Raw genomic sequence first — 11,651 nt, 5'->3', positions numbered from 1 at the left:
TGTCTCTCCGGGGCCCGACCCCTGTGCGCAGCGGGTGAAGCAGCGGTTACGTGATGACGTCGGCCGCCGGACCGGCCGAGCGACCCGGCCGGCCGTACGGCGCGACGGTGGGCGTCAGCGGAAGGTGCCCTGCGACACCGAACCGGCGATCCGCCGCTGGAAGATGACGTACACGATCAGTACGGGCACCACCGTGACGACGATCGCCGCGAACAGCGCACCGTAGTCGATGCCGTAGGCCTGCGAGGACGCGTAGGCGGCCATGCCCTGGGTCAGCACCCACTTGTCCTGGTCGGTGTTGAGCGCGACCGGCAGCAGGAACTGGTTCCACAGGCCCAGGAAGTTGAAGATCGCCACCGCCGCCATGCCCGGCCGCGCCATCGGCAGCATCACCTGGAAGAACGCCCGCCAGTCCCCCGCGCCGTCGATCAGCGCGGCCTCGTACACGTCGTGCGGCAGGGAGCGGAAGAACGCGTAGAGGAAGAACATCGTGAACGGCAGCGCGAACGCGACGTAGGTGAGGATCAGCCCCGGGCGTGTGTTCAGCAGCCCGAAGTTCTGCAGCTGGAAGAAGAGCGGCACGATCGCCAGGAAGACCGGGAAGGTCAGCCCGGCGAGCATCACGTAGTAGATCAGCCGGCGTCCCGGGAACTGGAACCGGGCCAGGACGTACGCGCACATCGCGCCCAGCAACATCACCAGGACCAGTGCGCAGACGACCACGATCACGGAGTTCAGGAAGTACTTCCCGATGCTCGCGTCGCTCCAGGCGCGCGAGTAGTTGTCGAACTGCCAGTGCTTCGGCAGCGCGAACGGCGACGACAGGATCTCCTTGGTCGTCTTGAACGACGACACCAGGACCCACAGCATGGGCAGGATCACGATCACGGACCACAGGATCAGCAGGCCGTGCGCGATCACCGCGAACCTGCGGTCGCTGCCCGCGACGGCTTTCGTCAGCTTCTGGTCGCTCGCCCGCTTCTGGTCACGCGCCTGCTTCCGGTCGGCGGCTATGACGCTCACTGGGCACCCCCCTTGGCTACGGCACGCCGAGCCTTCAACCCACGCGCTTCCTTACGGCCCTCGCTCTCGCCCCCGCCGGTCAGACGGTTGACGGCGAACACCAGCGCCGCGAACACCAGGGTGACGACGGCGAGGACGACCCCCATCGCGGTGGCCAGTCCGAACTGCTGCTTCGCGAAAGCGACATTGAACAGCCGCTGGCTGATCGTGAGGGTCGAGTTGTTCGGCCCACCGCCCGGCAGCATGGCCTGTACGTAGACGAACGCGTCCAGCGCGGCGATGCCCAGGTAGATGTACGCGGTCTGCACACTGTCCCGGATCGCCGGCAGCGTGACCGAGATCGTCATCCGGAACCGGCCGGCTCCGTCGATCCTGGCCGCCTCGTACAGCTCGGCGGGAACGCCCTTGATCGCGGCGATGAAGAGCACCGCGTAGAACCCGACGAGCCCCCAGACGATGACGAACATCAGGGCCGGCATCGCCGTCGCCTGTTCGCCCAGCCAGGCGAACTCCTTGAAGCCGTCCAGGCCGAGCCCGCTGAGGATGCCGTTGACCAGGCCGGCGTTCGGGTCGTACATCTGCGCCCAGATCAGGCCGACGATGATCGCCGGCACGACGTAGGGGAAGAACGAGACGATCCGGTAGAACGACGCCCCCTTGATCCCCCGGACGGGGCCCTTGCTGGGCCCGCCCAGGGTGATGGCCACCGCGACCCCGAGAGCGAGCGTCAACGTCACCAGCGGCACGAAGGCCGCCAGCAGGGCGACATTGCGCAGCGCCTTCAGGAAGACATCGTCCTGGAACATCTTGACGAAGTTGTCGAGGCCGATGAAGTCGTAATCCGGGCTGAAACCGCGCCAGTTGGTCATCGCCCAGAAGATCGCCTGGGCGAAGGGGTACAGGACGAAGATCACGAAGATGGCGACCGGGAGACCGAGGAACGCGAGGAAGAACGTCACCCGGTCGAACGTGAGCTTGCGGCGCCGGGGCCGCCCGCCGCGAGCGGCCGGCACGGGCCGGCTGCTCGCGGTGTCGGAGATGGTGGTCTTGTCTTTCATCGCAGTGCTAGCTGACCTTGATCTTGTCGACGGAGTCGTCTTCCCGGACCTTGTCGGAGATCTTCTGCAGAGCCGAGGTCAGACCCTTGGCGTCGAGGTCACCGGAGAGGAACGAGTTCCACGGCACCAGCTGGTCGGTGTTCATGCCGTAGGCCTCGACGAAGTTGTAGGTGAAGATGTTGGTGCCCGCGGCCTCCAGCATCTTCGTCTGCGAGACGAGGGCGGACGATCCGTAACCGTCGGCGGGCACGGTGCCCTTGACGATCGTCGGGGCCAGCTTCGTCTTGGAGAAGTTGGCGGCCGCGTCCTTGGACAGCATCGCGCGCAGCACTTCCTTGCCGCCGGCCGGGTTCTTGCCCTTCTTGGGGACGATGAACGGCTCGCCGGCGGCCGCGCGAATCGCCTCGTAGGGCAGCTTCGGCTTGTCGGTGAGCGTCATCGACGGGAAGCCGGTCATCTGGAAGTCGGCCTTGGTGGCCTTCTTCATCTCGTTCTCGATCCAGCCACCGGACGGGTAGAGCAGCGCCTTCTGGTCGTTGCTCCAGATCGCCTGCGCCTTCTGGAACTGGGTGCCGGAGCCGCCGGGAACGAACATCTTCTCCTTGACCATGGTCTCCATAACCTTGATCACGCCCTGGATGGCCGGGTGCGACCAGCAGCCCTTCTCCAGGTTCTCCAGCGCGAGCCGGACCTCGTCGCCGCCCTCCTTGATCGCCGAGTCGATCAGGAGCGTGCGGTAGTAGGTCGCCGCCTCCTTGCCGTGGACGAAGAGGTACTTGCCCTTCTTCTTCGCCTTCTGGCCGAGGTCGAGCGCCTCGTCCCACGTCTTCGGCGGGGTCCAGCCGTTCGCCTCGAACAGCGTCTTCGAGTACCAGACGCCATACACCGTCATCACATAGTTCAGCCCGACGAACTTGTCCTTGAACGTGCCGGGGCCCTTGATGCCGGGATAGATCGTGTCGGCGATCTTCTTGCCCTCGTAGTTGTTCGCCTCGAGGACGTCGTCGAGCTCCTCGAGCTGGTCGAGGATGCCGAGGAAGCCGATCTGGTCCTCGCCGGAGTTGTCGATGAGGTCCGGCGGGTTGCCGCCGACGAAGCGGGGCTGGAGCTCCGGGGCGATGTCGACGACCGGCTTGACCTTGACGTCGAGACCGTTGCTCTTCTCCTTGGCGATGTTGCCGGCGTAGGTGACGTAGTCGACGCCGTAGCCGCCGTTGAAGATGGCCGCGTCGACCTTGGAGTTCGCGGCGACACCGAACGGGTTCTTGGCGCTCGTCTTGCCCTTCGCCCCCTTGTCGTCATTACCGCTGTCGGAGGGGGAGCTACAGGCGACGGCGAACGACCCCATGGCCGCGGTCGCGATCGCCCCGCGCAGGAGCGTCCGCCTGTCGAGAGAGCCGGCACGAATGGTCATTTCCGCATCCTCACTGATCGATTGGATCTGTACGGTTTGCTGCGTGTTCGGCTGCCGGGCCGGGGTGGCCCCGTGCTTGCCGCACTTCTCTTTGAGCGCGTCCTGGTGTGGGTCTCCGCTTGAGATGTCGGCGGAGATGCACATCGGGGCGTTTCGCCGTCGTCTCGGAGCCGCTCAGCGGCACCGATGGTGATCAGCTGAGTGATGTCGGAAAAGCAGTCGCCGGGGCCGCGGCCGGAGCGGCAGTCTCGCTCCGCTTGATGAGATCGCGATGGCCTACGCCGGGGGTGGATCCCATGCTCAAGTCCTCGCCTTCTCCAGGACTCAGGCGGTGAACCGGATCCTCCCCGGCACCGCGGTTAGGTCAAGCTGGGGTCGTACGTGGGGGATTCAGTGGGACGACGCGACGGTAGGTGTATGTGACACCGTCCGCGGCCTCCCGATTTCCCCCCTGGGTCCTGCCAGTCCACGGCCGTCGAACGGCTTGGCAGACGCCGACAGGTATAGTCCACTTCCCGCCAACGGAGCAAGATCGAATGCAGGTTTCACTGTCGGTCTTTTCCGAGTTGAGACCTCACGGAAATATGGGACGCCCGTGCACGGCTCCGGCGAAGATCGACAGGGTGCCAACCTCCCGCATTGGGAGTAATGCGCAGCTCGTCGCGTGGTATTCACCCCGGACACCCCACCCAACACCCTTGACATCACTGACAACTTGACGCCCAAATGGTCCTTGCGCAGCAAAGTTGACAACGTTGTCCAAGCGCAGGGAGGGTGCTCGCGCATGCAGCACAGAGCTCGGTACAGACAGAGTTCTATCGCTCGGCCCAGATGGGGTTCCTCAACGGTCATGGGGGTGGTAGCGCTTTCCCTCGTCGTCGCCTCGCAGGGCGTGGCGGTCGCCCTGCCCGCCCAAGCGGCGGCCGCGGACCATGAGTTCGCCTCATCGTTCGAATCGGGTGATCCCGCTCCGGACTGGCTCAATACAGTTGATACGGAACCGGATGGCACCAAGCGGTCGTCCGGTGTCGACGGCGGTTACAGCACCGGCATCCCCGGCAATGTCACCGACCACGTCACCGACGTCCGTGCCAGCGGCGAGAACACCGGTGCGGGCGAGGTGAAGGAGAACCTCGTCGACGGCGAGTCGAGCACCAAGTGGCTGACCTTCGAGCCCACCGGCTGGGCGGAGTTCGACCTGGACGCCCCGGTCAAGGTCGTCACGTACGCGCTTACTTCGGCCAACGACCACGACGAGCGCGACCCGCAGGACTGGACCCTCCAGGGCTCCACGGACGGCAAGGACTGGAAGACCCTCGACACCCGCTCCGGCGAGTCCTTCGGCGAGCGGTTCCAGACGAAGTCGTACGACATCGCGAGCCCCGTCGAGTACCAGCACTTCCGGCTCGATGTCACGAAGAACAACGGCGGCGACATCCTCCAGCTCGCCGATGTGCAGTTCTCGACGGGCCAGAGCGACGACCCGACGCCCAAGGACATGCTCTCGCTGGTGGACCGCGGCCCGAGCGGCTCGCCCACCGCGAAGGCGGGCGCAGGCTTCACGGGCAAGCGGGCGCTGCGCTATGCGGGTACGCACAAGCCGGACGGCCGGGCCTACTCGTACAACAAGGTCTTCGACGTGAACGTGGCCGTCGGGCGGGACACCGAGCTGTCCTACCGGATCTTCCCGTCCATGGCGGACGGCGACCGGGACTACGACGCCACGAACGTGGCGGTGGACCTGGTCTTCACCGACGGCAGCTACCTCAGCGACCTCCACGCGACGGACCAGCACGGCTTCGCGCTGACGCCGCAGGGGCAGGGCGCGGCCAAGGTGCTGTACGTCAATCAGTGGAACAACGTGGCCTCGCGGATCGGTTCGGTCGCGGCCGGCAAGACCGTCGACCGGATCCTCCTTGCGTACGACTCGCCGAAGGGGCCCGCGAAGTTCCGCGGCTGGCTGGACGACGTCTCGCTTCGTGTGAAGCAGCCCGAGAAGCCGAAGGCCCATCTGTCCGACTACGCGTCGACCATCCGCGGCACCAACTCCAGCGGCGGTTTCTCGCGCGGCAACAACTTCCCGGCGACGGCCGTCCCGCACGGCTTCAATTTCTGGACGCCGGTGACCAACGCGGGCTCGCTGAGCTGGCTCTACGACTACGCACGCGCAAACAACTCGGACAATCTGCCCACGATCCAGGCGTTCAGCGCGAGCCATGAGCCCAGCCCCTGGATGGGTGACCGGCAGACCTTCCAGGTGATGCCGTCGGCCGCCTCGGGCACTCCGGACACCGGCCGGGAGGCCCGCGAGCTCGCCTTCCGGCACGAGAACGAGACCGCGCGCCCCTACTACTACGGGGTGACCTTCGAGAACGGGCTCAAGGCGGAGATGGCGCCGACGGACCACGCGGCCTCGTTGCGGTTCACCTATCCCGGTGACGACGCGAGCGTGGTCTTCGACAATGTCACCGAGCAGGCGGGGCTGACGCTCGACAAGGAGAACGGGATCGTCACCGGGTACTCGGATGTGAAGTCCGGGCTGTCGACGGGGGCGACACGGCTCTTCGTGTACGGGGTCTTCGACGCGCCGGTCACGGACGGCAGCTCGTCCGGGGTCAAGGGGTACCTGAAGTTCAAGGCCGGTGCCGACCACACCGTCACCCTGCGCCTCGCCACCTCGCTCATCAGCATCGACCAGGCCAAGGACAACCTCCGTCAGGAGATTCCCGACGGCACGTCCTTCGGCACGGTGAAGGACCGGGCGCAGAAGCAGTGGGACAGGCTGCTCGGCAAGGTCGAGGTCGAGGGTGCCACTCCGGACCAGCTGACGACGCTGTACTCCAGCATGTACCGGCTGTACCTGTACCCCAACTCCGGCTTCGAGAAGGTCGGTTCGCAGTACCAGTACGCGTCGCCGTTCTCTCCGATGCCGAGCCCGGACACGCCCACCCACACCGGTGCGAAGATCGTCGACGGCAAGGTGTACGTCAACAACGGCTTCTGGGACACCTATCGGACGACCTGGCCGGCGTACTCGTTCCTGACGCCCTCTCAGGCGGGCGAGATGGTCGACGGATTCGTGCAGCAATACAAGGACGGCGGCTGGACCTCGCGCTGGCCCTCGCCGGGTTACGCGGACCTGATGACCGGCACCTCGTCGGACGTGGCGTTCGCGGACGCCTATGTGAAGGGTGTCGATTTCGACGCGGAATCGGCGTACGCCGCGGCCCTGAAGAACGCGACCGTCGTCCCGCCTGCGTCGGGCGTGGGCCGCAAGGGCATGTCGACCTCCCCCTTCCTCGGCTACACCAGCACGGATACGGGTGAGGGCCTGTCGTGGGCCATGGAGGGATACGTCAACGACTACGGCATCGCGGAGATGGGTCGGGCGCTCTACAAGAAGACGGGCAAGAAGCGCTACAAGGAGGAGTCGGACTACTTCCTCAACCGCGCCCAGGACTACGTAAACCTCTTCGACTCCAAGGCCGGCTTCTTCCAGGGCCGTGACGACAAGGGGGACTGGAGGGTCGAGTCGTCGAAGTACGACCCGCGCGTGTGGGGCTACGACTACACCGAGACGAACGGCTGGGGCTACGCGTTCACAGCGCCGCAGGACTCGCGGGGACTCGCCAACCTGTACGGCGGCCGGAGCGGGCTGGCGGAGAAGCTCGACGCGTACTTCGCGACGCCCGAGACGGCCTCCCCCGACTTCGTGGGCTCGTACGGCGGGGTCATCCATGAGATGACCGAGGCCCGTGACGTACGGATGGGCATGTACGGGCACTCCAACCAGGTCGCGCACCACGTCAACTACATGTACGACGCGGCGGGGCAGCCCTGGAAGACGCAGAAGAACGTCCGCGAGGTCCTCTCCCGCCTCTACACCGGCAGCGAGATAGGGCAGGGCTACCACGGCGACGAGGACAACGGCGAGCAGTCGGCCTGGTACCTCTTCTCCTCGCTCGGCTTCTACCCGCTGGTGATGGGCAGCGGTGAATACGCCATCGGCTCCCCGCTGTTCACCAAGGCGACCGTCCACCTGGAGAACGGCAAGGACCTGGTCGTCGAGGCACCCAGGAACAGCGCGAAGAACGTGTACGTGCAGGGCCTGAAGGTCAACGGAAAGAAGTGGACGTCGACTTCGCTCCCGCACTCGCTCATCTCGAAGGGTGGAGTGCTGGAGTTCGACATGGGTGCCAAGCCGTCCTCCTGGGGCAGCGGCAAGAACGCGGCGCCCGTGTCGATCACACAGGACGACAAGGTGCCCGCGCCCCGCACGGACACCCTCAAGGGGGACGGCGCGCTCTTCGACAACACGTCGGCGACGGACGCGACCGTCACGTCCGTGGATCTGCCGGTCTCCGCGGCCACCAAGGGCGTTCAGTACACCCTGACGTCCCCGTCGGACCACACCAAGGCTCCGACCGGCTGGGTTCTGCAGGGTTCGTCCGACGGCAGCCAGTGGACCGACCTCGACAAGCGCTCGGGCGAGTCCTTCACCTGGGACAAGCAGACCCGGGCGTTCACGGTCGCGGACCCGGGCTCGTACGCGCACTACCGGCTGGTCCTCGACGGCGAGGCGACGCTCGCGGAGGTGGAGCTGCTCGGCTGACGCACATCCCCCCACGGGAGAGGGGCGGGCGCGGAGATCACTCCGCGCCCGCCCCGCGTTCATGTGGTGCGACTCATCCGGGGCGGTTCAGTCGACCGCGAGGGTGAAGACATGCAGGTCCGCGTTGTCCGGCAGTTTCACGCTCTTGACGGTCTTGCCTGACGGGGCCTGGAAGGGCTTGGTGGCGAAGACGTAGGTCGCCACCGGGTCCTTGTCGGCGCCCGCGACATTGCGGTACGCGGCCTTGGCGACCGTCTCGTTGCCGTACTGGACGGTGCCGCCTCCGCCGCCGACGGTCCAGTCGGTGAAGGAGAGGTCGATGGAGTCGGTGGTGCCATCGGTGTAGGTGACGGTCGCCTTGGTCTGCTGGTTGCCGTTGACCGCGCTGCCGATGAAGGACAACTGCGTTGCTCCGCCGGTGAGTTCGATGGTCTGACCGGTCGCCGAGGCGTTGTCGGGGCGGCCGGACGGGGAGTCGGGCCAGGTGAAGGTGAGGCCGTCCACGCTGCCCTGTTTGCCGGGCGTCAGGCCCACGTCGGCGAGGGCCTGACGGGAGTAGCTCCAGCCGCCGCCGTCGTAGTCGGCCTCGTCGTGGTCGCCGGTGTCGTCCGAGACACCGGTGTTGTTGTACGCGGCGAGGAGGGAGTCCGGGGCCGCGACCGTGAGGGCCACCGGTTGCTCGTACGACGTGTCGGCCGAGGTCACGGTGACCTTGACGTCGTAGAAGCCCTGCTTGGCGTCGTCGCCTGCCGCCAGGGTGATCTGCTGGGTGCCGTCGGTCACCGTGCCCCCGGCGGGAGTCGCCGTCACGCCGTCCGGCGCGTCCACCTGGAAGCGCACCTCGGGCCCGGCGCCGCCGCTCAGGGCGAGGGCGCGGATGTCGAGCTTCGTGCTGCCACCGGGCGCGAGCGTCGCCGTGGTCGGGCCGACGCCGATCTGGTACGGCTGCTCGCCCTCGCGGAAGGAGGGCGGGGTGGCGGCTTCGGAGCTGCCCCATTGCTGGTCGGGGGTGCCGCTCAACGTGTAGTCGAGGGTGCCGCCGTCCCGGACGAAGGAGGCGGGGAGCCAAGGCCGGTCGCTGGTACGGCCGTTGACCTTCAGGGACTGGATGTACGGGGAGTCGGCCGCCGCGCCGGTCGCCCGGATCTCGATGTCGTCACCGTGGGGGCGCTCGATCTCGATCCTCGGGAACAGCGGTGAGGACAAGGTGAGTTCGGCGCGTGAGGGCACCTGGGGGTACATGCCGAGCGAGGAGAAGACGTACCAGGACGACATCTCGCCGAGGTCGTCGTTGCCGGGGATGCCGCCGGGCTGCGTCGACCACAGCTCGTTCATCGCCGCGCGGACGGTCTGCTGCGCCTTGTAGGGCGCGCCCGCGTAGTCGTAGAGGTAGGGCACGTTGATCGAGGGCTCGTTGTCCAGTTCGGACTTGTCACCGCCGCCGCCCGTGAGGGCCCAGCTGCCGTCCGCGTTGTGGAAGAAGGCGTCCAGGCGGTCGAGGGCCTTGTCGCGGCCGCCCATGGCCGCGAAGAGGCCGGCCGGGTCGTGCTGCACCATCCAGGTGTACTGGGCCGCCGTACCCTCCACGAAACCGTTGCCGGTGGCCGGGGTGAAGCCGGTGACCCAGCTGCCGTCCGCCTTGCGGTTGGCGATGTAGCCGCCGCTGGGGTCGGCGGCGATGTTGAAGTTGTTCTGCCACCACTGGGAGCGGTGCGCGAAGTCGGCGGCGGTCTTCTTCTCCCCCGCAGCCGTGGCCAGTTGGGAGATCGCGAAGTCCGCTCCCGACATCTCCAGGGTCTCGGCCGCGCCGCCCCAGGCGTTGGAGACGGAGGGCATGTAGTGGTGGTCCAGGTACTTGTCGAGGGAGGGCCGTTGGCCCACCGAGAGGACGGGCTTGCCCGCCGAGGACAGATCCTGCTCGGTCGGTACGGTCGCCGCCCGGACCAGGGAGTCGAGCGCGCCCTTCAGGTCGAAGTCCGTGCCGCCGAAGGCCCGAATGCCGGCGAGCGCGGGCGCCGACGGGTCGCCGTTCATGACGTGCGTGCCGCTCGCGCCGTGCAGCCAGCGGTCCCAGACTCCCCCGTTCTGCCGGGCCAGTTCGAGCAGCGACTGCGCGATGTCGGAGCCGGTGACCGGGTCGAGGAGCGTCAGCAGCTGGACCTGGGAACGGTAGACGTCCCAGCCGGAGAAGGTGCCGTACTGCGCCCGGTGGCCGCTGCCGACGACATGGACCTTGTCGTCGGGGCCTCTGTATCTGCGGTCGGCGTCACTGATGACGTTCGGGTGCAGCAGGGCGTGGTAGAGCGCGGTGTAGAAGGTGGTCCGCTGGTCGTCGGTGCCGCCGCCGACCCGGATGGCGCCGAGCCGGTCGCGCCAGCCGCGGTGGGCGGCGTCCTGGACGGAGGCGAAGGAGCGGGACGGCGGGTTCTCGGCGGCGAGGTTGGCCTCGGCGCCCGCCTGACTGACGTACGAGATACCGACCTTGACGTTCACGGGATCGGCTCCGGGCTCGAACTCCACATAGCCGCCGGCACCCTTGTCCGCGACAGGCCGGCCCCCCTGCCCGAATCCGCCGGTGCCACCGCCGGCCTCCGTGGTTCCCGGGCTCAGCTTGTCGTCCTGCCAGGTGCCGGTCGCCTTGAAGTCGCGGTCGAAGTGGGCGGTGAAGTAGAGGGTGTAGTAGGCGCGTCGGCCCTCCGGGTCGAGGTAGCCGCAGAAGTTCCCGGAAGTGACGGAGCCGGAGACCGTACGGGTCGCCGGGTCGATCTTCACGGACGAATCCGTCGACCCGACCTCGGAGTTGGCGGTCCGGATCAGCAGCGAGGCGGGTTTGTCGGCGGGGAAGATGAAGCGGCCCGAGCCCGTGCGGGCGGTGGCCGTCAGATCGGCCGTGACGCCCGAGGCGAGGCCCACCTTGTAGTGACCGGGCTCGGCGGTCTCGTCGGCGTGCGCGAAGTCGGCCGCGTACACGGCGTCCTTGGTGTCGCTCGCCGGAGAGGAGGTGACCTCACCGGCGTACGGGAAGAACGGGATGTCGCCGCTGCCGCCCGCGCATCCTGTGCCGGACATGTGGGTGAGGCTGAAGCCCCGGATGCGCGTGGCGTCGTAGTGGTAGCCACCCGGCGCGGCCGTGCGGGTGGCGTCCCCGCGGGTGTTCTCGGGGCTCCAGGAGAGCATGCCGAAGGGGACGACGGCGCCCGGGAAGACATTGCCGCCGTTCTTGGTGCCGATGAGCGGATCGACGTACGCGGTGGGGTCCCGGACGAGGTCCGGTGGTGCGGCGGTCGCGGCGAGCGCCGGGGTGGCGCCGCCGACCGTCAGAGCGACGGCCAGCAGAACGGATGACGGACGGAAACGCATGACGCGGCCCCTCCTCCTTCGGACGGGTCGCGCACCACAGGTCGCACAAGCCGCAGGGACAGTAACGTGCGTCACGGGTACCACGGAAGACCGCGTACGGCGCCGACGACGCGGCCGACATCCACCCCAATGGGGCCCTACGCCCAGCCGGTGTCGATCAACTGGCTTGACATCGTTGTCCGTT

At 67.4% G+C, this 11,651-nt stretch carries 5 protein-coding genes; 1 reads left to right on the top strand and 4 read right to left on the bottom strand.

Annotated elements, in window-relative coordinates; all coding sequences use genetic code 11:
• Positions 1-114 precede the first annotated feature (114 nt).
• The 3 genes from IEY95_RS24980 to ngcE are packed head-to-tail and all read right to left on the bottom strand — an operon-like array spanning position 115 to position 3,495.
• On the bottom strand, positions 115-1,023 hold the full coding sequence (locus IEY95_RS24980) for a carbohydrate ABC transporter permease (RefSeq protein WP_095937207.1): 909 nt from the start codon (positions 1,021-1,023) through the stop codon (positions 115-117).
• Complete coding sequence (locus IEY95_RS24975; protein WP_095937206.1) at positions 1,020-2,081, bottom strand: carbohydrate ABC transporter permease; 1,062 nt, start codon at positions 2,079-2,081, stop codon at positions 1,020-1,022. Before IEY95_RS24975 ends, IEY95_RS24980 begins: the two co-directional genes overlap by 4 nt.
• Positions 2,082-2,088: 7 nt before the next feature.
• The gene (gene ngcE / locus IEY95_RS24970; protein ID WP_189188346.1) at positions 2,089-3,495 is read right to left on the bottom strand and encodes an N-acetylglucosamine/diacetylchitobiose ABC transporter substrate-binding protein; all 1,407 of its coding nucleotides are present in this window, start codon (positions 3,493-3,495) and stop codon (positions 2,089-2,091) included.
• A gap of 784 nt (positions 3,496-4,279) precedes the next feature.
• On the opposite strand from ngcE, the gene IEY95_RS24965 reads away from it, so the two are divergent.
• Positions 4,280-8,107, top strand: coding sequence for a GH92 family glycosyl hydrolase (locus IEY95_RS24965; RefSeq protein WP_189188345.1), 3,828 nt, complete (start codon positions 4,280-4,282; stop codon positions 8,105-8,107).
• Between the two features lie 87 nt (positions 8,108-8,194).
• On the opposite strand, the gene IEY95_RS24960 is transcribed toward IEY95_RS24965, so the two are convergent.
• Entirely contained in the window at positions 8,195-11,467 is a 3,273-nt protein-coding gene (locus tag IEY95_RS24960) for a GH92 family glycosyl hydrolase (RefSeq protein ID WP_189188344.1), read from the bottom strand.
• Positions 11,468-11,651 lie beyond the last annotated feature (184 nt).

The sequence above is a fragment of the Streptomyces albiflavescens genome, assembly GCF_014645835.1.
In the GTDB taxonomy this organism is placed as follows: Bacteria; Actinomycetota; Actinomycetes; order Streptomycetales; family Streptomycetaceae; genus Streptomyces; species Streptomyces albiflavescens.
Note: the sequence above shows the minus strand (reverse complement) of the source record. Positions and strands in the feature narration are given on the sequence as shown.

Excerpts from the sequence above, each read along its gene's own strand:
- IEY95_RS24965 (WP_189188345.1), top strand. The coding sequence starts at position 4,280 with ATGCAGCACAGAGCTCGGTACAGACAGAGTTCTATCGCTCGGCCCAGA.
- ngcE (WP_189188346.1), bottom strand. The coding sequence starts at position 3,495 with ATGACCATTCGTGCCGGCTCTCTCGACAGGCGGACGCTCCTGCGCGGG.
- IEY95_RS24960 (WP_189188344.1), bottom strand. The coding sequence starts at position 11,467 with ATGCGTTTCCGTCCGTCATCCGTTCTGCTGGCCGTCGCTCTGACGGTC.
- IEY95_RS24975 (WP_095937206.1), bottom strand. The coding sequence starts at position 2,081 with ATGAAAGACAAGACCACCATCTCCGACACCGCGAGCAGCCGGCCCGTG.